Origin of the sequence: Acidovorax sacchari (genome assembly GCF_042847045.1) — a bacterium.
Classification (GTDB): domain Bacteria; phylum Pseudomonadota; class Gammaproteobacteria; order Burkholderiales; family Burkholderiaceae_C; genus Paracidovorax; species Paracidovorax sacchari.
Genome location: NZ_AP035783.1, coordinates 5,018,654 through 5,039,551, shown reverse-complemented (window position 1 = coordinate 5,039,551; position 20,898 = coordinate 5,018,654). Strand labels below are relative to the sequence as shown.

The window sequence follows — 20,898 nt, the reverse complement described above, 5'->3', positions numbered from 1 at the left end:
TGCTGCCACCCGCTGGCACCGTTTTTCTTTCTAACGACATGGAGACAAGAATATGCTGTTGACGCAGGACCAGGAGATGATCCGTGACGCGGTGCGCGAGTTCGCGCAGACGGAGTTGTGGCCGCATGCGGCCCGCTGGGACAAGGAGCACCTGTTTCCCCGCGATGCGCACCGGGGCCTCGCGGCCCTGGGGGCCTATGGCATCTGCGTGCCGGAGGAGCATGGCGGCGCAGGGCTGGATTACCTGTCGCTGGCCCTGGTGCTGGAGGAAATCGCGGCAGGCGACGGCGGCACGAGCACGGCGATCAGCGTGACCAACTGCCCGGTCAATGCGATCCTGATGCGTTATGGCAGCGAGGCGCAGAAGCGCCGGTGGCTCGAACCCCTGGCGCGCGGCGAGATGCTGGGGGCTTTCTGCCTGACGGAGCCCCACGTCGGCTCGGATGCCTCGGCGCTGCGTACCACGGCGGTGCGGCATGGCGACGAATACGCCATTGACGGCGTGAAGCAGTTCATCACGAGCGGCAGGAACGGGCAGGTGGCGATCGTGATCGCGGTGACCGACCGTGCCGCCGGCAAGCGCGGCATGAGCGCATTCCTCGTGCCCACCGACACCCCCGGCTACGTCGTGGCGCGGCTGGAGGACAAGCTGGGCCAGCACAGCAGCGATACGGCCCAGATCGTGTTCGAGGGATGCCGCATTCCGGTGGAGAACCGGATCGGCGCCGAGGGCGAGGGCTACAAGATCGCGCTGGGCGCCCTGGAAGGGGGACGCATCGGCATCGCCGCGCAGAGCGTGGGCATGGCGCGCAGCGCCTTCGACGTGGCCGTGCAGTATGCGAAGGAGCGCGAGAGTTTCGGCCAGCCAATCTTCCAGCACCAGGCCGTGGGATTCCGGCTGGCCGATTGCGCCACGCAGCTTGAAGCCGCTCGCCAGCTGATCTGGCATGCGGCGGCCCTGCGGGATGCGGGGCGTCCCTGCCTGAAGGAAGCCGCCATGGCCAAGCTGTTCGCGAGCGAGATGGCCGAGCGCGTGTGCAGTGCAGCCATACAGACGCTGGGCGGCTACGGGGTGGTGAATGACTTTCCCGTGGAGCGCATCTATCGCGATGTGCGGGTGTGCCAGATCTACGAGGGCACCAGCGACGTGCAGAAGATCCTCATCACCCGCGCGCTGGCCTGAGCGCGGAATGCGCAGGCCGCGATGTATGGCGGTGCGCTGCTCACGCGCGGTCCGTGATGCCTCCGCCGCCGGCGCTGCTGCGTTCGCGCAGCACCACGGTGATCTGGCCGTTGGTCTCGATGGTCGCGCGCTCCACTTCGTGCAGGTGCAGGCAGCCGCCGGCGCGCAGTGCGGCTGCGAGGTCTTCCGCGGACAGCAGTTCCCGACGCATGAGGAGCCGGTCCACGCGGCCATTGTCCACCAGGGTCTGGGGGCGGCCGTCCACCAGGTGGGCGAGCCGCGGGAAGCGGAAGGTGGCCCGCGCCAGCACCACGTGGCAGCAGATGAGGGTGGATGCCGAGATGAGCCCGCCGATCAGCGAGTTGTCGCCCGCATTCATGGAGTTCTGCACCGCATTCGACAGGATGAGCAGCAGCACGAGGTCGAACGGCGCGAACTGACCCGTCTGGCGCTTGCCCGTGAGCCGCAGGAACATCAGCAGGAACGCATACACCACCACGCCGCGCAGGATGAATTCCCACCATGGCACGCTCAGAGCCCACATCGTCGATCTCCAGGAAAAGAAGGGCCCGGCATGCGTGCCGCGCCGGCAGCGAGTGTGCCATTGGTAGCGCATTGGCAGGCATCTGCAAGAATGCGGTCCCGTTCCCATGCCGGTGGTCGCCGTGTCCCGTTTCCCTTCCTCCCTTTCCGAGTGCCCTTGCGGGCGGCTTTCCGGCCGGCGCGCGCCGCTGCCCTATGCGGATTGCTGCGGAAGGTACATCGATCATTGGGACGCCTGCCCCGCACCCGATGCCGAAAGCCTGATGCGGTCGCGCTACACCGCCTTCGTGCTGGGCAATGCGGACTACCTGCGCGCCACCTGGGCCGCGGAACACCGGCCACCATCGTTGGCGTTCGAGCCGGGCGTGCGCTGGCTCGGCCTGGAGGTGAGGACGCACCGGCCGCTGGGCGAGGACCGGGCCGAGGTGGAGTTCGTGGCGCGCCAGCGCGATGCGGGCGGCCGGGCCCACCGCCTGCACGAGCGGAGCCGCTTCGTGCGCGAGGACGGGCGCTGGTTCTACGTGGATGGCGAGTTTCCGCGCGGCTGATGCCGGTCTGCTCCACCCAGGGTTGGCCTTCATCGCGCTCCTTCATCCACTCATTGCCATACGATGTCCGTTGCTCCTGACAGCCTGTATCCCGATGCGTGGAGCGATGCGGGCGGCGACGATGCCGAGGCATCCGGTGCCGGGCTCGATCTGGCGGTGCGCCGCCGCTTGCTGGACTCGTTCGCGTCGCGCGGCGTGTCCGAAGTTGCAGGCGTGGTCATTCCTGGCGTGCTGACGTGGCTGTACGCACGCAGCGGGCTAGATCCCCATCGGGTATTGGCCTGGTGGGCCGTTTTCGCTGTCTTCGCATGCCTGATGTGGGGTTTGCAGTGGCGTTTCCGGCGCGACGCCCACCTGCCGGACAGTGATCTCGTGCCGCGTTGGGAAAAGGTATTCCAGGCGTTGGCCGCATTGAACGGACTGATGTGGGCCGTGCCCATCTTCCTGACGATGCACTCCGCGACGCAGGAGTTCCGGCTGGTCGTCTATCTGGTGATCTGCGCGGTGATCGCTTCCGGAACCACGTTCCTGGCACCCTCTCCGAGGGTGTTTGTGCCGTTCTTCGCATGCGCCTATGCGCCGGCATTGCTGGCCGTGGCCTGGTACTTCCCGACGCGGTGGCAGGCGATGCTGCCTCTGATGATCCTCTATGGCTCGGTGATTTCGCGGCATGCCTGGGGCTCCCGAAAATTTGCGGTGCAGCAGGTGGAGATGGAGCGGCAGAGGCTCCGCATGGCGGAGCGCTATCGCGCCGCGAAGGAGCAGGCCGAGCGCGCCCTGGAGGAGAAGAACCGCTTTCTTTCCACGGCCAGCCATGACCTGCGGCAGCCGCTGCATGCGATGGGGCTGCTGGTGGAGTCGGCGCAGCAGCGCAATGCCGATGCGGGGCTGGTGCCGGTGCTGGAGGGGATCCAGGACTGCGCCCGCTCGCTGACTTTCCTTTTCAATGCGCTGCTGGATCTGTCCCGGCTGGAGTCCGGGGCCTATGCCGTCGTCCAGGAGGATGTCTCTCTCGCGGAGGTGCTGCACGACGTGTCCACGGTGTTCGGTCCGGATGCGCGCCATCGCGGCCTGCGGCTGGAGGTCCACCTGCCGCGGAACCGGCCGGCTGTCGTGCGTGCCGATGCGGCGCTGCTGCGGCAGATGGTTTTCAACCTGGTGCAGAACGCGCTGCGCTACACGCGGGCCGGCGGCGTTCTGATCGGCGCGCGGATGCGGCGCGGGGTCTGGCGCATCGAGGTCTGGGACACCGGACCGGGCGTGCCGCCGGAAGACCGGCACCGCATCTATGCGCCTTTCTACCGGGGCGAGGCCCGCTGGACGCAGGAAGTCGCGGGCCATGGGCTGGGGCTGTCGGTGGTGGCCCGGTCGGCGCGGTTGATCGATGCGGAGTACGGCTTCGAATCCCGGCCGGGACGCGGCTCGTGCTTCTGGCTGGTGGTGGAGGCGGTGGAAGCCGGTCCACGGAGCGCGAACTCCCCGGCGGGATCGGCGGTGGTGCCGCTTCCACCGTGGCAGCAGCGCCTGGGTTCGCTGTCGGGCAGTTGCCTGGTGGTGGAGGACGATCCGCAGGTGGCCCATGCCGTGGCGGAGCTGCTCCGGTCCTGGGGGCTGCATGTCGCGATGGCGGCGACGGGAGCGCAGGCCCTGGAGCACGCGGCGTCCGGCAGGGCGCCGGATGTGGTGCTGTGCGACCAGCGCCTGGGCGGAGGAGAGAGCGGGTTCGACGTGCTGCGCGCGCTGCTCGAACGGTTTCCCTCCGCGCGCGGGGCGCTGGTCAGCGGCGAATATGACGCTGCCCCGCTGGCGCAGGCCGAGGAGGACGGCTACCTCGTCTTCCGCAAGCCGATCGCACCGGAGGCGCTGCATTCCGTGCTGGCGCGCTGGCTGGACGGGAAATCCTGAAGCCGCCGGCTCCGGAGGGTTCGAGCCGCGCACTCCGTCCGGGCGATACCTGACAGCGATGCGATGCCGCGCCTCCGGATGTGCTGCCGGGTAACAAAAACCCCCCTCCGGTGGGGTACGGAAGCGGCCCTGTTCTTCCGACAATGCCTTGCGTCCGCTTTCTGCGGCGTTTCCACGGCAGGCCGTGCCGGTCGCTTCATGGTGTCCGGGCCACGCGCGGCCTTGCCGTCCCTTTATGCGACAGACGGCGCATCGGGGTCCGGCCCTCGCAGGCGGCAGGCCTGCATGCGGTAGATTCGAGTGTGCTTTGCGGCGCTCCAGGCGGGCGCCGCTTTTTTTGGTGCGCACTTTCAACGGATATCTGCCATGCCCTCCGATGCCCTGTCGCTGCCCCCTTCCGCCCGCCCCCGGGCGCTTGCTCCGATCGATGCCGTGCTGTTCGACTGCGACGGCGTGCTGGTGGACAGCGAGCCGATCACCCATCGCGTGCTGCGAGCCATGCTGGAGGAGTCCGGCTGGACGCTCACGCTCGAGGAGTGCATGCGCATCTTCATCGGCAAGGCCGTGCGCAGCGAAGCCGCCCGGATCGAGGTGGAGACGGGCCGTCCGCTGACGGACGAGTGGATGGCGATTTTCTACGCGCGGCGCAATGCCGCCCTGGCTGCGGAGTTGCAGGCCATCCCGGGCGCGCTGCGGGCCGTGGAGGCGGCGCATGCCCACACATCGGGGCGCATTGCCTGCGCATCCGGCGCCGACCGGCACAAGGTGGAACTGCAGCTCTCGAAGGTAGGGCTGCTGCAGCACTTCCAGGGGCGCGTGTTCAGCGGGCACGAGATGCCTCGTACCAAGCCGGCTCCGGACGTGTACCTGGCTGCGGCCGCGGCGCTGGGCGTGGCGCCCGGTCGGTGCCTCGTCGTCGAGGATACGGTGACGGGCGTCACGGCGGGCGTGGCCGCTGGCGCCACCGTGGTGGGCTATAGCCCGGCGGCCTGGGGACACGACCCCGCCGAGGCCCTGCGGGCGGCCGGGGCGGTGGAGGTGATCGGCGCGATGGAGCAGTTGTCCGCATGGTTCGCCGTGGATTAGGACGAGCGGTGCGGGCGACTGCGTTCACGAGGTTGTCGCATGGAGCGCGTAGCCTTGCCGGCTTCGTGCCGTTTCTCCTCCTGCCATGTCCACTGCCCGCTTTCCGCTCCGCCAGGCCGTTTCGGCCCTGCTTCTTGCCCTGACGCTCGCTGCCTGCGGAGGCGGTGGTGGAGGGAGCCTCGCAACCGGGCCCTCTTCCGGCGCCTATGCCACCAAGACCGCCTACCAGCCCCGGCAGTCCGCGGACAGCTATGAGGCACCTCCGCCGGGTTTCTCGAAGGTGTATGCCGAACTGGTGGCGCGGCATGGCTCGCGGGGCCTGTCCAGCCTCAAGTACGACGATGCCGTGCTGAATCTCTGGGCGCGGGCGCAGGCCGACGGGGCGCTCACCCCGCTGGGACGCCAGCTCGGGCCGGATGTCGAGAAGATCATGCGGGCCAATTTCCTGCTGGGCTGGGGTGTCGATGGCATCGGCACGCCAGGCTACGGCAACCTGACCCAGGTGGGTATCGCCGAGCATCGGCAGCTCGCGGTGCGGCTGGCGCAGCGCGATGCCGAGTTGTTCAGTGGGCAGAGCTTCCAGGGGCGGCACCGTCAGGTGGAGGTGCTGCATTCCGGGCAGGACCGGGCGGTGGACAGTTCGCAGTTCTTCGCAGCGTCCCTGGCTGCCGCCGCGCCTGCCGTGGCCGGAGCGATCGTGCCTGCCGTGGTGGACCGCTATCAGCTCTATCCGCACAAGCTGTCGGCCACGGGCGATGCGGTGTCTGACGGCTCCGCCGTGCATGCGGCGGTGCTGGCCGCCAGCCTGGATTACCAGCGCTACGCGGCCGGAAAGGATGCCGCCGGCTACGGTGCGGAGGCCGCGGCCAAAGTGGCGGCGGCGCGTGCCACGCCCGAGGTGCGGGCCCATGCGAGGGCGGTGCTGGAGCGCTTGTTCACTGCGGCTTTCATCGACAGGCTGGATGCCGGCAGCTACAGCGTCTCCAACAATGGCACGCGCACCTTCGCAAGCGCAGACGGCCGCTTCACGAGCACGCTGACCGGGGACGGCAAGACGAAGATCCAGGGCATCGTGGACGCGGCAGCGCTACTCTACGAGCTCTACATCATCGCGCCGGGCATGCGCCAGGAGACCGGCGGCGTGGATTTCGGCGCGTACATGCCCGCGGAGCATGCGCCGACCTTCGCGTACCTGCAGGATATCGACGATTTCTACGGCAAGGGGCCGGCCGCGACCGAGTACGGAGGCGTCACGACCCTTTTCACGCAGGCGCTGCTGCAGGACTTCTTCGACGAGGTGGGCCGCATCGCGCAGGGGCAGATGGGGCGGGTGGCACGGCTGCGCTTCACCCATGCGGAAGTGATGATTCCGTTCGCCGCGCTCCTGGGGCTGCGCAATGCGTCCACGCCCGTGCCGCGCGCGCAGACCTATGCCTATCCCGGTAATCCCTGGCGTGGCGAGGATGTCTCCCCGATGGCCACGAATGTGCAGTGGGACGTGGTGCGCGACGCGGGCGGCAAAGTCCTGGTGAAGATGCTGTTCAACGAGCAGGAGGTGGATTTCCCCGCGGCCTGCGAGGGGGCCCGCCATGCGGGCGGCAGCCGCTATTACGAGTACGGCGGGCTGAGGCGTTGCTACGGCCTGTAGGCGCGCTGGTGCTGCCGGTAGGCGGTGGGGGACATCCCCGTCCACTGCCGGAAGGCGCGCATGAAGCTCTTCTCGCTGGCGAAGCCGGCCGCCCTGGCCACGGCCTTGACGGGCCGGTCCGTGCGCTGGAGCAGGTCCCGCGCGCGCTGTTGGCGGGCCTCGTCCTTGAGCGCCTGCAGCGAGGCGCCTTCCTCCCGGAGCTGGCGGTGCAGGGTGCGGGGCGAGACGTGCAGCGCGGCGGCCAGTGTCTGCGCGCTGTGGGACAACTCCGGTGCCTGGGCCAGCGCCTGCCGCACGCGCTGCACCAGCAGGCGGTCGCGGCGGTACTGGCGCACGGTGAGGGGCAGGGCACGCTGCAGCATCAGCCGCAGCGCGTCCTCGTCGCGCTGCAGGGGCAGGTCGAGGTAGCGGGCGTCGAACCGCAGCAGGGCCTGTGGAGCGCCGAAGCGCGGCGCCACCCCGAAGAGCAGTGGATAGACCGCGGCATGCGGCGGCGGCTGGAACGGGAAGGCCGCGGACAGCAGCGGCAGCCGGGAATCGATGAACCAGCAGGCCAGCCCGAGGGCATTGCGCAGCACGGAGACGGTACAGAACTCGCGCAGCACGCCCAGGTCGCGGTGCTCGGACAGCGATAGCGTGGCGGTACCGTCCACGGCATCCAGGTGCAGGCCGATGTCGTCCGCGATGAGTGCATGGTGGCGGCACCAGCGGCGCAGTGCGATGCCCAGCGTGGGTGAGCTGATGGAGGCCCGCGCGAGCATGCCGTAGCTGCCCCAGGGCAGGCGACGGGAGAACCAGCCGAGGGCTTCGTCGTCGAGCTCGCGCATGGCGGCGGCGGAGAGTGCCTCCATCTGCAAGGCGGTGATGCGCGCCTGTGGGTTCTGCAGACTGCGTGGCGGGATTTGTGCCGCTGCCAGGGCATGGGCGGGGCTCATGCCGCGCTGGACATAGGCGTGCACGATGGCATTGACAAAGGCCATGGGGGTGGCCGCCACTGGCTGTGGTGCGGCGCTGGCAGGTGCCGGTGGCTTTGTCGTCATGCAGGGAGTGTGCAGTCCGGTGGCGCGAATTGCAACCTGTGTGGCCTGATCGGTGGCCCGGACGGCGGCTCGCAGGCGTATGCTTGGTCCGTGTGGCCGCGTCCGCCGGCATGCCGTCCCGCATACGCCGCGCACCGCCGGCCGCCGGTCCGCCAGAGACCGCATGACCAGGAGACAACTGCCGTGAACCAGCCGTCCGATCCGTCCGTCCTTTCGCCCGCCGCCAGCCATGTGCGCGGCGACACCCGTGCTCCGCTGATCGAGCAGACCCTGGGGGATTTCTTCGCCGGCATGGCGGCGCGCCATCCCGGCCGGGAAGCCCTCGTGAGCCGCCACCAGGGACTGCGGTACACCTATGCGGAACTGCATGCCGAGGTACGGCGCCTTGCCGGCGCGCTGCTGGGGCTGGGGCTGCAGAAGGGCGACCGCGTGGGCATCTGGTCGCACAACAACGCCGAATGGGTGCTGATGCAGTTCGCCACGGCGCAGGTGGGCCTCGTGCTGGTCAACATCAATCCTGCCTACCGCACTGCCGAGGTCGAGTACGCGCTGAACAAGGTGGGTTGCAGGGCGCTGGTGGCGATGGCCCGCTTCAAGACCAGCGACTATGTGGGCATGCTGCGGGAGCTGGCGCCCGAGTGGAGCCAGCAGTCTCCAGGGCAACTGGCCGCGCGGCGCCTGCCGCACCTGCGCACCGTGGTGTGGATCGACGCGCCGGGACAGGGGGACATCGAAGAGCCTGGAATGCTGCGGTTCTCGGAGCTGCTCGCGCGCGGAGATGCGCAGGATGACCGCATCGATGCGGTGGCGAAGACGCTGGACGCGCAGGATCCCATCAACATCCAGTTCACGAGCGGCACCACCGGCTTTCCCAAGGGCGCGACGCTCACGCACCGCAACATCCTGAACAACGGCTTCTTCATCGGCGAGTGCATGCGCCTCACGCCGGAAGACCGGCTCTGCATCCCCGTCCCGCTCTACCACTGCTTCGGCATGGTGCTGGGCAACCTCGCTTGCGTGACGCACGGCAGCGCCATCGTCTATCCCAGCGACGGCTTCGATCCGCTGGCGGTGCTGGAGACGGTGCAGGCCGAGCGCTGCACCGGGCTGCATGGCGTGCCCACCATGTTCATCGCCGAGCTGCAACACCCGCGGTTCGCGGAGTTCGATCTCTCGACGCTGCGCACCGGCATCATGGCGGGCTCCCCCTGCCCGATCGAGGTCATGAAGCGCGTGGTGAGCGACATGCACCTGGAGCAGATCACCATCGCCTACGGCATGACTGAGACCAGTCCCGTGAGCTGCCAGAGCAGCACCGACACGCCGCTGGACAAGCGCGTCTCCACCGTGGGGCTCGTGCAGCCGCACCTGGAGGTGAAGATCATCGACCCGGATTCCGGCGGGCCCGTGCCCCGCGGCCGCTCCGGAGAACTGTGCACGCGCGGCTATTCGGTGATGCACGGCTACTGGGGCGATCCGGACAAGACGCGCGAGGCGATCGATGCGGAGGGATGGATGCACACGGGCGACCTGGCCACGATGGACGCCGAGGGCTACGTGAACATCGTCGGCCGCATCAAGGACATGGTGATCCGCGGCGGCGAGAACATCTACCCGCGCGAGATCGAGGAGTTTCTCTACCGGCATCCGCAGGTGCAGGACGTGCAGGTGGTGGGCGTGCCCGACGAGAAGTACGGCGAGGAGCTGTGCGCCTGGATCATCGCCAAACCCGGCGAGCAGCCCACCGAGGACGGCATCCGGGCGTTCTGCCAGGGCCAGATCGCGCACTACAAGGTGCCGCGCCACATCCGGTTCGTTTCCGAATTCCCGATGACGGTGACCGGAAAGATCCAGAAATTCAAGATCCGCGATGCCATGAAGGAGCAGCTCGGCCTGACCGAGCGCGCCACCGCCTGAAATCTTCCTCCCGCCCTGCCATGATTCTCGAATCCCGCCTCAATCCCCGCTCGGCCGACTTCCAGGCCAATGCTTCCGCGATGCGCACTCTCGTGCAGGACCTGCGCGACCGCGCGGCCCAGGTGGCCCTGGGCGGCAGCGAAGCCGCGCGCGCCAAGCATACGGCGCGCGGCAAGCTGCTGCCGCGCGACCGCGTGCGCGAGCTGCTGGACCCGGGCTCCCCGTTCCTGGAGATCGCGCCGCTGGCCGCGCTGGGCATGTACGGCGACGAGGCGCCGGGCGCGGGCCTGATCGCGGGCATCGGCCGGGTGAGCGGCGTGGACTGCATGGTGGTCTGCAACGACGCCACGGTGAAGGGCGGTACCTACTATCCGATGACCGTGAAGAAGCACCTGCGCGCGCAGGAGATCGCGCAGCAGAACCGTCTGCCGTGCATCTACCTGGTCGATTCGGGAGGCGCGAACCTGCCGAACCAGGACGAGGTGTTTCCCGACCGGGACCATTTCGGCCGCATCTTCTACAACCAGGCGCAGATGAGTGCCCAGGGCATCGCGCAGATCGCGGTGGTGATGGGCAGCTGCACGGCGGGCGGGGCGTATGTGCCGGCGATGAGCGACGAGTCCATCATCGTGAAGAACCAGGGCACGATCTTCCTGGGCGGCCCGCCGCTGGTGAAGGCGGCCACGGGCGAGGTGGTGACCGCCGAGGATCTGGGCGGCGGCGACGTGCATACGCGGCTGTCGGGCGTGGCCGACCATCTCGCGCAGAACGACCTGCATGCGCTGCAGCTCGCGCGCCATGCGGTGCGCAGCCTGAACCGCGAGCGTGCGCCGGCCGCCGGCTGCGCGGCGCCGCAGGCGCCTGCGTTCGAGGCGCAGGAGCTGTATGGCGTGATTCCGGTGGACACGCGCAAGCCGTTCGATGTGCGCGAGATCATCGCGCGCATCGTGGACGGCAGCGAATTCGACGAATTCAAGGCGCGCTACGGCACCACGCTGGTCACGGGCTTCGCGCGCATCGAGGGCATGCCCGTGGGCATCATCGCCAACAACGGCATCCTGTTCTCGGAAGCCGCCCTGAAGGGCGCGCATTTCATCGAGCTGTGCTGCCAGCGCAAGATCCCGCTGGTGTTCCTGCAGAACATCACCGGCTTCATGGTGGGCCGCAAGTATGAAAACGAAGGTATCGCGCGCAATGGCGCGAAGATGGTGACGGCGGTGGCCACGGCGGCGGTGCCGAAGTTCACGATCGTCATCGGTGGATCGTTCGGCGCCGGCAACTACGGCATGTGCGGCCGCGCCTATTCACCGCGCTTTCTCTGGATGTGGCCGAACGCGCGCATCTCGGTGATGGGCGGCGAGCAGGCCGCGAGCGTGCTGGCCACCGTGCGGCGCGACGGCATCGAGGGCAAGGGCGGCACCTGGAGCATGGAGGAGGAAGAGGCATTCAAGGCGCCGATCCGCCGCCAGTACGAGGAACAGGGCCACCCCTACTACGCCACGGCGCGCCTGTGGGACGATGGGGTGATCGACCCCGCGGACACGCGCCGCGTGCTGGCGCTGGGCCTGGCTGCCGCGCGCAATGCGCCCATAGAGGACACGAAGTTCGGCATTTTCCGCATGTGAGCGCCCCGGGGCTCGCCCATCCTGACAGCACAAGGAGGAATCCATCATGACGACCACCGAATACCGCCATCTGCACGTCGGCCAGGCCGGATCGATCGCGCGCGTCACCCTCGCGCGGCCGGAGGTGCGCAACGCGTTCAGCGACGAGGTCATCGCCGAGCTGACCCGCGTGTTCGAGGCGCTGGGCCGGCAGGAGGACGTGCGCGCCATCGTGCTCGCCGCCGAAGGCCCGGCCTTTTGCGCGGGTGCGGACCTGAACTGGATGCGCCGCATGGCCGACTATTCGCGTGCGGAGAACGTCGCGGACGCGGGCCGGCTGGCGGCGATGCTGCGCACGCTGAACGAATGCCCCAAGCCGACCATCGCGCGCATCCAGGGCGATGTGTATGCGGGCGGAGTGGGGCTGGTGGCTGCCTGCGACGTGGCGGTGGCCGTGGACACGGCGGCGTTCTGCCTGAGCGAGGTGCGGCTGGGGCTGATTCCCGCCACCATCGGGCCTTACGTGGTGCAGGCCATGGGCGAGCGCGCGGCGCGCCGCTATGTCGTGACCGGCGAACGCTTCAGCGCGCTGGAGGCGCTGCGCGTGGGGCTGGTGCACGAGGTGGTGGATTTCGAGCAGCTCGACGAGAAGCTCGATGCCGTCCTGCAGGCGATCGCCGCGGCCGGACCGCAGGCGGTGGCCGCGGGCAAGCGCCTGGTGCGCGACATCGCGGGGCGGCCCATCGACGATGCACTCATCGCCTCGACGGTGGAGTCCATCGCGGACATCCGGGCGAGCGGCGAGGGGCGCGAGGGCGTGCAGGCCTTCCTGCAGAAGCGCAAGCCGGCCTGGCTGCCGGCTCGCGACTGAGGACGCCCCTGCGGGCCCGCTGCCATGGATGCCCTCTGGCTGCACATCGTCCAGTGGCTGCACGCCGCCGGGCTGCACGTGGATGCGGGCACGGCCCGGGCCGTGGCGGAGCAGGCGCGTCATGCCACGGGCGCACTGGACATGCCGGGCCTGCTGGCGCTCGCCGCCGGGCTCGGCTGGGCCAGCGGTTTCCGGCTCTATGCGGTGGTCTTCCTCGTCGGCGCGATGGGAGCGGGAGGCTGGCTCGCGCTGCCGGAAGGGTTGCGCATGCTGCAGCACCCGGCCGTGCTGCTGGTGAGCGGGCTGCTGCTGTGCGTGGAGTTCATCGCCGACAAGGTGCCCTGGTTCGACAGCCTGTGGGACGCCGCGCATGCCGTGATCCGCGTGCCCGCGGGCGCCCTGCTGGCCGCCGGTGTGTTCGGCCCGGACAACGGCGGCATGGCGCTGGCGGCCGGCCTGCTGGGTGGTTCGCTGTCCGCCACGGCGCTGGCCACCAAGATGACCGCGCGGGCTGCCGCCAACACGTCGCCGGAGCCCGTGTCCAACTGGCTGCTGTCGTTCTTCGAGGACGGCCTGGTCGTGGTGGTGGTCTGGCTGGCCACGCAGCATCCGGTGGCTTTCGGCATCGCGCTGGCCTGCATGGTGGCGCTGTCGGTGCTGGTGCTGGTGGTGCTGCTGAAGTTCCTGCGCGCCGTGCTGCGGCGGCTCTCGGCTTTGTTTTCCCGGCCTGCGGCCCCGGCCACGAGATGAGTGCGGGCGGCCTGATTTTGGAGTGAGACGCAAAGATGTTTGACAAGATACTGATTGCCAACCGCGGGGAAATCGCCTGCCGGGCAGGCGTTTCTGCAAATGGAATGGCACGCGCAGCGTGCGCAGGCGATTTCTCCGCGGAGGACTCCCATGTTTGACAAGATCCTCATCGCCAACCGCGGGGAAATCGCATGCCGGGTGGCCGCTACGGCGCGCCGCATGGGCGTGAAGACCGTCGCCGTGTATTCCGATGCCGACGCCTCGGCCCGGCACGTGGCCGCCTGCGACGAGGCGGTGCACATCGGCGGCAGTGCCCCGCAGGAGAGCTACCTGCGCTGGGAGCGCATCCTCGAGGCGGCGCGCCGCACGGGGGCGCAGGCCATCCATCCGGGTTACGGGTTCCTGTCGGAGAACGAGGAGTTCGCGCAGGCCTGCCAGGATGCCGGGCTCGTCTTCATCGGTCCGCCGCCGTCCGCCATCCAGGCGATGGGGCTCAAGGCCGAATCCAAGCAACTGATGGAGAAGGCCGGCGTGCCGCTGGTGCCGGGCTACCACGGCGCCGACCAGGATCCGGCGCTGCTGCAGCGCGAGGCCGACCGCATCGGCTACCCGGTGCTCATCAAGGCCAGCGCCGGGGGCGGTGGCAAGGGCATGCGGGCGGTCGAGAAGGCCTCCGACTTCGCGGCGGCGCTGGAGTCATGCAAGCGCGAGGCGATCAACAGCTTCGGCGACGACGCGGTGCTGATCGAGAAGTACGTGCAGCGACCGCGCCATATCGAGATCCAGGTGTTCGGCGACACGCACGGCGGGTGCGTTTATCTTTTCGAGCGCGACTGCTCCGTGCAGCGCCGCCACCAGAAGGTGCTGGAGGAGGCGCCCGCGCCGGGCATGGCCGAGGAGATGCGGGTGCGCATGGGCCAGGCGGCGGTCGCCGCCGCGCGGGCCGTGGGCTACGTGGGCGCCGGCACGGTGGAGTTCATCGTCGAGCAGCGCGAGGGCGGCGCGATGGATTTCTTCTTCATGGAAATGAACACGCGCCTGCAGGTGGAGCACCCGGTGACGGAGGCGATCACCGGCCAGGATCTCGTGGAGTGGCAATTGCGGGTGGCCGCGGGCGAGCCGCTGCCGCTGGCGCAGGACGAGTTGCGCATCACCGGCCATGCGATCGAGGCGCGCATCTGCGCCGAGAACCCTGACAACCAGTTCCTGCCCGCCACGGGCCGGCTGGCTGTCTATCGCCATGGCCCCTGCACGCATTTCGAGCGCGGCGCGGTGCGTATCGATGCCGGGGTGCGCGAGGGCGATGCGATCAGTCCGTTCTACGACTCGATGATCGCCAAGCTCATCGTGCACGGCGATACGCGCGAGCAGGCGCTGGCGCGGCTGGACGAGGCGCTTTCGCGCATGCACATCGTGGGGCTGGCGACGAACGTGCAGTTCCTGCGGCATGTGCTGCGCACCGAATCCTTCGCGAAGGCCCGCCTGGACACCGCGCTCATCCAGCGCGAGCAGGCGGTGCTTTTCCACCAGTCGCCGGTGCCGCTTCCGCTGGCCCTGGCCGCGACCGTGGCCCATGCACTGCTGGCCGAGCAGGCTGCCGAACAGCCGGGCGACCCGTTCGGGCGCCGTGACGGTTGGCAGGGATGGGGCGACAGCCTCCGGCGCTTCGAGGTGGAGTGCGCCGGACAGCCAGCCTCCGCGACGCTCAGCTACCGGCCCGGGGAGGCGCCCCTGCTCCGGGTGGAAGCCGGCGGCGCCGTGCTGGCCGAGGGGCCGCTGGTCTTCGGGCGCTCTGGCGGCACGGGGGGGGAGGGCGGGGCCATCGACCTGTCCTTCGCCGGCGAGCGCACGCGGGCCACGGTGCATGCCCGCGGGGAGGCTCGCCACGTCTTCATGCCGCGGGGCGCTGCGCAACTCACGGCCATCGACCGGCTGGCCCACGCGGGCGAGGCGCAGGCCGAAGGCGGACGTCTCACCGCCCCGATGCCCGGCAAGGTGGTGTCCTTCGCCGTGCGCGCGGGCGACCGCGTGGCCAGGGGCCAGGCGCTGGCCGTGATGGAAGCGATGAAGATGGAGCACACGATTGCCGCGCCCGCCGACGGCACCGTGGAGGAGCTGCTCTATGCGCCCGGGGACCAGGTGAGCGAAGGGGCCGAACTGCTGCGCCTGGCCGCGGCGGCATGACGGCGCGGAAAGCCTGCGTGACAGCGCGGACCATGCCCTCTGCGATAGGCTCCGGAGAATGACCGACATCCTCTTTTGCTGTACCGATACACCGCCCGCGCCCTGGCTGGAAGGCCTGCGCTCCGCCCTGCCCGATGCCCGCGTCGCGGTGTGGGAGCCCGGTGCACCCCAGGCCGACTACGCGGTGGTGTGGGCGCCGCCACAGCAGTTCCTGGACGAGCAGCCGCGGCTGCGGGCGCTGTTCAACATCGGCGCGGGCGTGGATGCGCTGCTGAAGCTGCGCGTGCCCGAAGGCTGCCGCATCGTGCGGCTCGACGACGCGGGCATGGCCGTGCAGATGGCGGAATATGTCTGCCATGCCGTCATCCGCCATTTCCGCGAATTCGATGCCTACGAGGCCGCAGAGCGCGAAGGCCGCTGGGCTTTCCGCAAGCCGCGGCTGCGCCAGGATTTCCCGGTGGGCGTCATGGGGCTGGGCGTGCTGGGCGAGCGCGTGGCGCGCGCCCTGGCGCATTTCGAGTTTCCCGTGCAGGGCTGGAGCCGCTCGCCCAAGGCGGTCGAAGACGTGCGCACCTTCCACGGGGCCGATGGGCTGCAGGACTTCCTGGCAGCGAGCCGCGTGCTGGTGAACCTGCTGCCCCTCACCCCCGATACGACGGGCATCCTGCGCCGCGAGACGCTTTCTCGCCTGCTGCCGGGCGGCTACCTGATCAACGTGGCGCGGGGAGCGCACCTCGTGGAGGAGGACCTGCTGCCCCTGCTGGACAGCGGCCATCTCGCGGGTGCCACGCTGGACGTCTTCCGCACCGAACCGCTGCCGGCGGACCATCCGTTCTGGGGGCATCCGCGCGTCACCGTCACGCCCCACACCTCGGCACGCACGCTGCGCGCGGAGAGCATCGCCCAGATCGCGCGCAAGATCGATGCGCTGCGCCAGGGCGCGTTCTCGGTGCTCGGCGAGGTCGATCCGGCGCGGGGCTATTGAGGCCCCCCCGAATCCCACGAACCTTTTCAGGAACTTTCCATGTCCTCTCTTCCTACCCGCGCCAAGATCGTGGATGTCGGCCCGCGCGACGGGCTACAGAACGAGAAATCGCCCGTGCCGGCCAGCGTCAAGATCGGCCTCGTCCACCGGCTGCAGGCTGCCGGGCTGACCGAGATCGAGGTCACGAGCTATGTCTCGCCCAAGTGGGTGCCGCAGATGGCGGACAACCATGAGGTGATGGCCGGCATCGAGCGGCGCCCGGGCGTCCGCTATTCAGTGCTGACGCCCAACCTGAAGGGCTACGAGGCGGCCGTGCTGGACCGGCCCGACGAGATCGTGGTGTTCGGCTCCGCCAGCGAGGCGTTCAGCCAGAAGAACATCAATTGCAGCATTGCCGAGAGCATCGAGCGCTTCGCCCCGGTGGTGGAGGCCGCGCGTGCCGCGGGCATCCATGTGCGCGGGGCGATGAGCTGCACCGTGGGCTGCCCTTACGAAGGCGAAGTGGCGCCGGAGCGGGTGGGTTACCTGGCCGGGCTCATGAAAGGCATCGGTGTGCAGCACATCGGCGTGGCCGACACCATCGGCGTGGGCACCCCGCGCAAGGTGCAGCGCGCCATCGAGGCGACGCTCGCGCACTATGCCGTGGATGATGTCTCCGGGCACTTCCACGATACCTACGGACAGGCGCTCGCCAACACACTGGCCGCGCTGGAGATGGGTATCTGGCAGTTCGACACATCGGTGGCCGGCCTGGGCGGCTGTCCCTATGCGAAGGGGGCCACGGGCAACGTGGCCACCGAGGACGTGGTGTACATGCTGCACGGCATGGGCATCGAGACGGGCATCGACCTGGATGCGCTGGTCGATGCGGGCGCCTACATCAGCGATTTCCTCGGCCGCAAGCCGAATTCGCGCGCGGCCACGGCGCTGCTGAACAAGCGCGCGGGCTGACCCCTTTCGGACGGACGGCGGTTCGCCGGCGCCGCTCAACGCAGCCCGGCCCCGCCCAGCCCCTGGCGCAGGTGCTCCAGGAAGGCCTGCGCCGCCCTGGGCTGCGTGCGTCCGACGAGCGTCTGCACCTCGACGTTGCGCAAGTCCAGCCCCTTGTCGCGCAGCCGCACGAAGGCCAGTTCGCTCCGGTCCACCTGGTTGCTCACGGAGATCTGGCCGCAGATGGTCACGCCGTCCTCGCGGTGGCGCAGAAAGCCGAACAGCGCACTGATGTAGTTGCTCGTCAGCACCGGCTCCACCGCCAGGCGCTGGCGGCTGCAGGCGATGTCGAACAGCTGGCGCACGGTGGTGTCGTCCTCGGGCAGGGCGATGGGATAGGCCAGCAGCTGCGAGAGGCTGATCTGCCGGAAGCGCGACAGCGGATGGCCCTGGCGCATGGCGGCCCCCACCGGCGCGGGCTGCAAATGCTCGACCTTGATGTCTTTCTCGGTATGGCGGCTCATCACGATGCCGATATCCGCGTCGCTGAGCAGCACGCGCCGCGTGCATTCTGCCGGCGCATGCACGCTCAGGTGGAACTGCACGCCCGGGTGCTGCCGGTGGAAGTCGCTGATGAGCCGCGGCAGGAATTCCATGGCGAAGCCCTCGGCCGAGGCGATGCGCACCCGCCCGCGCCGTATGCCCTGCAGTGACTGGATCTCCTGCACCACGCGCTCGGCATCGTGCGCGGACTTGAGGGCGTGCGTGGCCAGCAGTTCGCCCGCCGAGCTGGGCACCATGCCGCGCGCATGGCGCTCGAACAGCGCCGCGCCCAGCACGTCCTCCAGGTGGGCGATCTGGCGGCTGATGGCCGATCCCGCCACGGACAGGCGCGCCGAGGCCTCGCTGATGGAGCCGCAGCGGACGACCTCCAGGAAATAGCGCAGCGCCGTGTCCTGCAACTGGCGGGCGATGAGCGGGGAACGGTTCATGGCCGGGAAGGTTGCATGCACCGTGCCAGCACGCCAGCAGGCATGCGAAGCCCCCGGCAGTACCGGGCGCAGAGATGTTCCGTTGCCGGAACGGCATCGCCGGGCTGCGAAAACGGTAATAGTGCGAACGGCTTTTGTGTCCCATTCTTGCTCCTCGACACACGTTCCGTTGCCTGTATGACGAAGGAGTTTCCGAAATGGGTCATCTTTACCCCACTCTGGTGCGCCGCAGCTGTGCGCTGGCGTTCGCAGCCTTGTCCCTGGCCACCGGCGCCCATGCGGGCAAGGCCGACGACACGCTGGTCTACGCCTCGGACAACGAAGTCGAGAACGTGAGCCCGTACCACAACAACATGCGCGAGGGAGTGATCCTGGCCAACATGGCCTGGGACACGCTGATCTACCGCGACCCGAAGACCGGCGAGCACAAGCCGCTGCTGGCCACGGCCTGGAAGTGGGAGTCCCCCACGGCGCTACTGGTCACGCTGCGCCCGGGCGTGAAGTTCCACAACGGCGACCCGCTGGGCGCCGAGGACGTGGCCTTCACCTTCAACGTGGTCAACGGACCGGACGCCAAGATCGCCACGCGCCAGAACACCGACTGGATCAAGAACGTCGAGGTCGTCGGACCGCTGCAGGTACGCATCCACCTCAAGACGCCGTTCCCGGCCGCGCTCGAATACCTGGCAGGCCCCACGCCCATCTACCCCGCGGCCTACTTCAAGAAGGTCGGCCTGGAAGGCTTCAGCAAGGCGCCCGTCGGCACCGGCCCCTACAGGATCACGGCCGTGGTGCCCGGGCAGGGCGTGACCATGGTCAAGAACCCGGCCTACTTCAAGGACAGCCCCGTGGGGCAGCCGCAGATCGGCACGGTGAAGTTCGTCGTGGTGCGCGACCCCGAGGCCCGCGCCGCCCAGCTCATGACCGGCGCGATCGACTGGATCTGGCGCGTGCCGGCCGACCAGGCAGAGTCCATGAAGGCGACCATGCCCCAGATCACGGTGCTCAGCGGCGAGACCATGCGCCTGGGCTTCGTCACCATCAACAACGTGGGCACCACGCCCGAATCGGCGCCCTTCAAGGACGTGCGCGTGCGCCAGGCCGTGAACTACGCCATCAACCGCAAGGGCTTCGCCGACAGCCTGGTGCGCGGCGGCAGCCAGCCGGTGTACGCGCCGTGCTTCCGCATGCAGGTGGGCTGCGTGACCAGCAAGGTGGTGCGCTACGAGTACAACCCGGCCAAGGCCAAGGAACTGCTGGCGCAGGCCGGCTACCCCAACGGCTTCGACACCGACCTGTGGGCCTACCGCGAGCGCGAGTACGCCGAGGCGCTGATCGGCGACCTGCGCAAGGTGGGCATCCGCGCCCGGCTGCATTTCGTGCAGTACCCGGCGCTGCGCACCGAGGTCCGCTCCGGCCGCGCGCCGCTCACCTTCCAGGCCTGGGGCTCGTATTCCATCAGCGATGCCTCCGCTTTCGTGGGAAATTTCTTCAAGGGCGGGCCGGACGACACGGCCAAGGACCCGCAGACCATCGCCCTGCTGCAGACCGCCGACAGCAGCACCGACAAGACCGACCGCCTCGCCAAGTACGGCCAGGCGCTGGAGCGCATCAGCAAGGAGGCGATGTGGGCGCCGATCTTCTCCTACTCGACCAACTACGCCTTCACCAAGGACCTGGCCTTCGACGCCTGGCCCGACGAGCTGCCGCGCTTCGCGCAGTCCCGCTGGAAGTGAGCCTGCTCCGCGACTCCCCGTGAACGCCCTGCAACCCTCCCGCTGACACACCATGCTGACCTACATCCTGCGCAGGCTGGCGGTGGCACTGGCCGTGATGCTCACCGTCGCGGTGGTGAGCTTCCTGCTGCTGCACCTCTCCGGCGACCTGGCCACGGCCATCGCCGGCCCGGAATCGAGCGCCGCCGACGTGGAGAAGATCCGCGTGCAGTACGGCCTGGACCGGCCCATGACCACCCAGTTCTTCGACTGGCTGGGCTCGGCCCTGCAACTGGACTTCGGCCGCTCGTTCTACTTCCAGAACACGGTGATGGAGCTGGTGGGCGAACGCCTGCCGATCACGCTCAAGCTCGGCGCGGTATCGCTGCTGCTGGCCGTGGCCGTGGCCATTCCGCTGGGCGTGGCGGCGGCGCTCTACCGTGACACCTGGGTGGACCGGCTGGCGCTGCTGGTGGCCACCATAGGGCAGGCCATGCCCAACTTCTGGTTCGCGCTGGCGCTGATCGTGGTGTTCTCCGTGGGGCTCAAATGGCTGCCCGTGGCGGGCAATACCAGCTGGCAGAACTTCGTGCTGCCGGCCGTGGCGCTGGGCTACTACGCCATGCCATCGCTGATGCGGCTGACGCGCGCCGGCATGCTGGACGTGATGGGTTCGGACTACATCCGCACGGCACGCGCCAAGGGGCTGTCGCGGTCGCGCGTCGTGTTCAAGCACGGGCTGCGCAACGCCATCATTCCCGTGGTGGCGCTGGCGGCAGTGGAGCTGGGCTTCATGCTGGGCGGCTCGGTGGTCATCGAGTCGGTCTATTCGCTGCAGGGCCTGGGCCAGCTGGCCTGGGATTCCATCGCCCGCAACGACTATCCCGTGGTGCAGGCCGTGGTGCTCATCATCGCCACGTTCTACATCGCGCTCACCTTCGTGGCCGACGTGCTCAACGCCGCGCTCGACCCGCGCATGCGCACCCGCTGAGGAAGG

General features: G+C 69.0%; 17 protein-coding genes. 14 read left to right on the top strand and 3 right to left on the bottom strand.

The window, feature by feature from the left end; translation table 11 throughout:
• Positions 1–52: 52 nt before the first annotated feature.
• On the top strand, positions 53–1,183 hold the full coding sequence (locus ACGHC0_RS22255; protein WP_368353005.1) for an acyl-CoA dehydrogenase family protein: 1,131 nt from the start codon (positions 53–55) through the stop codon (positions 1,181–1,183).
• 40 nt (positions 1,184–1,223) lie between these two features.
• Here the strand turns inward: ACGHC0_RS22255 and ACGHC0_RS22250 are convergent, their stop codons facing one another.
• Positions 1,224–1,727 (bottom strand): DUF421 domain-containing protein, encoded by a 504-nt coding sequence (locus tag ACGHC0_RS22250; protein ID WP_368353004.1) that lies wholly within the window; start codon positions 1,725–1,727, stop codon positions 1,224–1,226.
• 106 nt (positions 1,728–1,833) lie between these two features.
• On the opposite strand from ACGHC0_RS22250, the gene ACGHC0_RS22245 reads away from it, so the two are divergent.
• From ACGHC0_RS22245 to ACGHC0_RS22230, 4 genes are all read left to right on the top strand, one after another.
• The gene (locus ACGHC0_RS22245) at positions 1,834–2,274 is read left to right on the top strand and encodes a YchJ family protein (protein WP_415266800.1); all 441 of its coding nucleotides are present in this window, start codon (positions 1,834–1,836) and stop codon (positions 2,272–2,274) included.
• Positions 2,275–2,337: 63 nt separating this feature from the next.
• The gene (locus tag ACGHC0_RS22240) at positions 2,338–4,179 is read left to right on the top strand and encodes a hybrid sensor histidine kinase/response regulator (RefSeq protein ID WP_415266799.1); all 1,842 of its coding nucleotides are present in this window, start codon (positions 2,338–2,340) and stop codon (positions 4,177–4,179) included.
• Positions 4,180–4,545: 366 nt separating this feature from the next.
• The gene (locus ACGHC0_RS22235) at positions 4,546–5,265 is read left to right on the top strand and encodes an HAD family hydrolase (RefSeq protein ID WP_368353001.1); all 720 of its coding nucleotides are present in this window, start codon (positions 4,546–4,548) and stop codon (positions 5,263–5,265) included.
• An 85-nt stretch (positions 5,266–5,350) separates the two neighbouring features.
• Positions 5,351–6,913, top strand: a complete 1,563-nt coding sequence (locus tag ACGHC0_RS22230) for a histidine-type phosphatase (RefSeq protein ID WP_415266798.1) — start codon at positions 5,351–5,353, stop codon at positions 6,911–6,913.
• Here ACGHC0_RS22230 and ACGHC0_RS22225 read toward each other — a convergent pair.
• The gene (locus tag ACGHC0_RS22225; protein ID WP_368352999.1) at positions 6,901–7,953 is read right to left on the bottom strand and encodes an AraC family transcriptional regulator; all 1,053 of its coding nucleotides are present in this window, start codon (positions 7,951–7,953) and stop codon (positions 6,901–6,903) included. The two genes, ACGHC0_RS22230 and ACGHC0_RS22225, sit on opposite strands and share 13 nt — an antisense overlap.
• A gap of 183 nt (positions 7,954–8,136) precedes the next feature.
• Between ACGHC0_RS22225 and ACGHC0_RS22220 the strand changes: the two genes are divergently transcribed.
• From ACGHC0_RS22220 to ACGHC0_RS22190, 7 genes are all read left to right on the top strand, one after another.
• Positions 8,137–9,870 carry an AMP-binding protein gene (locus ACGHC0_RS22220; RefSeq protein ID WP_415266797.1) on the top strand — a complete coding sequence of 578 codons (1,734 nt, stop codon included), beginning with the start codon at positions 8,137–8,139 and terminating at the stop codon, positions 9,868–9,870.
• A gap of 20 nt (positions 9,871–9,890) precedes the next feature.
• Positions 9,891–11,495 (top strand): carboxyl transferase domain-containing protein, encoded by a 1,605-nt coding sequence (locus tag ACGHC0_RS22215; RefSeq protein WP_415266796.1) that lies wholly within the window; start codon positions 9,891–9,893, stop codon positions 11,493–11,495.
• A gap of 46 nt (positions 11,496–11,541) precedes the next feature.
• The gene (locus ACGHC0_RS22210; protein ID WP_368352996.1) at positions 11,542–12,345 is read left to right on the top strand and encodes an enoyl-CoA hydratase/isomerase family protein; all 804 of its coding nucleotides are present in this window, start codon (positions 11,542–11,544) and stop codon (positions 12,343–12,345) included.
• 24 nt (positions 12,346–12,369) lie between these two features.
• Positions 12,370–13,095 carry a DUF4126 domain-containing protein gene (locus tag ACGHC0_RS22205; protein WP_368352995.1) on the top strand — a complete coding sequence of 242 codons (726 nt, stop codon included), beginning with the start codon at positions 12,370–12,372 and terminating at the stop codon, positions 13,093–13,095.
• Positions 13,096–13,245: 150 nt separating this feature from the next.
• Entirely contained in the window at positions 13,246–15,279 is a 2,034-nt protein-coding gene (locus ACGHC0_RS22200) for an acetyl/propionyl/methylcrotonyl-CoA carboxylase subunit alpha (RefSeq protein ID WP_368352994.1), read from the top strand.
• A gap of 58 nt (positions 15,280–15,337) precedes the next feature.
• Complete coding sequence (locus tag ACGHC0_RS22195; RefSeq protein ID WP_415266795.1) at positions 15,338–16,264, top strand: 2-hydroxyacid dehydrogenase; 927 nt, start codon at positions 15,338–15,340, stop codon at positions 16,262–16,264.
• Positions 16,265–16,303: 39 nt separating this feature from the next.
• Positions 16,304–17,215: a hydroxymethylglutaryl-CoA lyase gene (locus ACGHC0_RS22190; RefSeq protein WP_415266794.1), complete on the top strand. Its 912-nt coding sequence runs from the start codon at positions 16,304–16,306 to the stop codon at positions 17,213–17,215.
• A 35-nt stretch (positions 17,216–17,250) separates the two neighbouring features.
• Here ACGHC0_RS22190 and ACGHC0_RS22185 read toward each other — a convergent pair whose 3' ends face one another.
• Positions 17,251–18,186 (bottom strand): LysR family transcriptional regulator, encoded by a 936-nt coding sequence (locus ACGHC0_RS22185; protein WP_415266793.1) that lies wholly within the window; start codon positions 18,184–18,186, stop codon positions 17,251–17,253.
• Between the two features lie 197 nt (positions 18,187–18,383).
• Between ACGHC0_RS22185 and ACGHC0_RS22180 the strand changes: the two genes are divergently transcribed.
• Together ACGHC0_RS22180 and ACGHC0_RS22175 are read left to right on the top strand one after the other, a co-directional pair.
• Positions 18,384–19,922, top strand: a complete 1,539-nt coding sequence (locus ACGHC0_RS22180; RefSeq protein WP_415266792.1) for an ABC transporter substrate-binding protein — start codon at positions 18,384–18,386, stop codon at positions 19,920–19,922.
• Between the two features lie 52 nt (positions 19,923–19,974).
• Complete coding sequence (locus tag ACGHC0_RS22175) at positions 19,975–20,892, top strand: ABC transporter permease (protein ID WP_415266791.1); 918 nt, start codon at positions 19,975–19,977, stop codon at positions 20,890–20,892.
• The last annotated feature ends 6 nt before the right edge of the window (positions 20,893–20,898 follow it).

Excerpts from the sequence above, each read along its gene's own strand:
- ACGHC0_RS22255 (WP_368353005.1), top strand. The coding sequence starts at position 53 with ATGCTGTTGACGCAGGACCAGGAGATGATCCGTGACGCGGTGCGCGAG.
- ACGHC0_RS22250 (WP_368353004.1), bottom strand. The coding sequence starts at position 1,727 with ATGTGGGCTCTGAGCGTGCCATGGTGGGAATTCATCCTGCGCGGCGTG.
- ACGHC0_RS22245 (WP_415266800.1), top strand. The coding sequence starts at position 1,834 with ATGCCGGTGGTCGCCGTGTCCCGTTTCCCTTCCTCCCTTTCCGAGTGC.
- ACGHC0_RS22240 (WP_415266799.1), top strand. The coding sequence starts at position 2,338 with ATGTCCGTTGCTCCTGACAGCCTGTATCCCGATGCGTGGAGCGATGCG.
- ACGHC0_RS22235 (WP_368353001.1), top strand. The coding sequence starts at position 4,546 with ATGCCCTCCGATGCCCTGTCGCTGCCCCCTTCCGCCCGCCCCCGGGCG.
- ACGHC0_RS22230 (WP_415266798.1), top strand. The coding sequence starts at position 5,351 with ATGTCCACTGCCCGCTTTCCGCTCCGCCAGGCCGTTTCGGCCCTGCTT.
- ACGHC0_RS22225 (WP_368352999.1), bottom strand. The coding sequence starts at position 7,953 with ATGACGACAAAGCCACCGGCACCTGCCAGCGCCGCACCACAGCCAGTG.
- ACGHC0_RS22215 (WP_415266796.1), top strand. The coding sequence starts at position 9,891 with ATGATTCTCGAATCCCGCCTCAATCCCCGCTCGGCCGACTTCCAGGCC.
- ACGHC0_RS22210 (WP_368352996.1), top strand. The coding sequence starts at position 11,542 with ATGACGACCACCGAATACCGCCATCTGCACGTCGGCCAGGCCGGATCG.
- ACGHC0_RS22205 (WP_368352995.1), top strand. The coding sequence starts at position 12,370 with ATGGATGCCCTCTGGCTGCACATCGTCCAGTGGCTGCACGCCGCCGGG.
- ACGHC0_RS22200 (WP_368352994.1), top strand. The coding sequence starts at position 13,246 with ATGTTTGACAAGATCCTCATCGCCAACCGCGGGGAAATCGCATGCCGG.
- ACGHC0_RS22195 (WP_415266795.1), top strand. The coding sequence starts at position 15,338 with ATGACCGACATCCTCTTTTGCTGTACCGATACACCGCCCGCGCCCTGG.
- ACGHC0_RS22190 (WP_415266794.1), top strand. The coding sequence starts at position 16,304 with ATGTCCTCTCTTCCTACCCGCGCCAAGATCGTGGATGTCGGCCCGCGC.
- ACGHC0_RS22185 (WP_415266793.1), bottom strand. The coding sequence starts at position 18,186 with ATGAACCGTTCCCCGCTCATCGCCCGCCAGTTGCAGGACACGGCGCTG.
- ACGHC0_RS22180 (WP_415266792.1), top strand. The coding sequence starts at position 18,384 with ATGGGTCATCTTTACCCCACTCTGGTGCGCCGCAGCTGTGCGCTGGCG.
- ACGHC0_RS22175 (WP_415266791.1), top strand. The coding sequence starts at position 19,975 with ATGCTGACCTACATCCTGCGCAGGCTGGCGGTGGCACTGGCCGTGATG.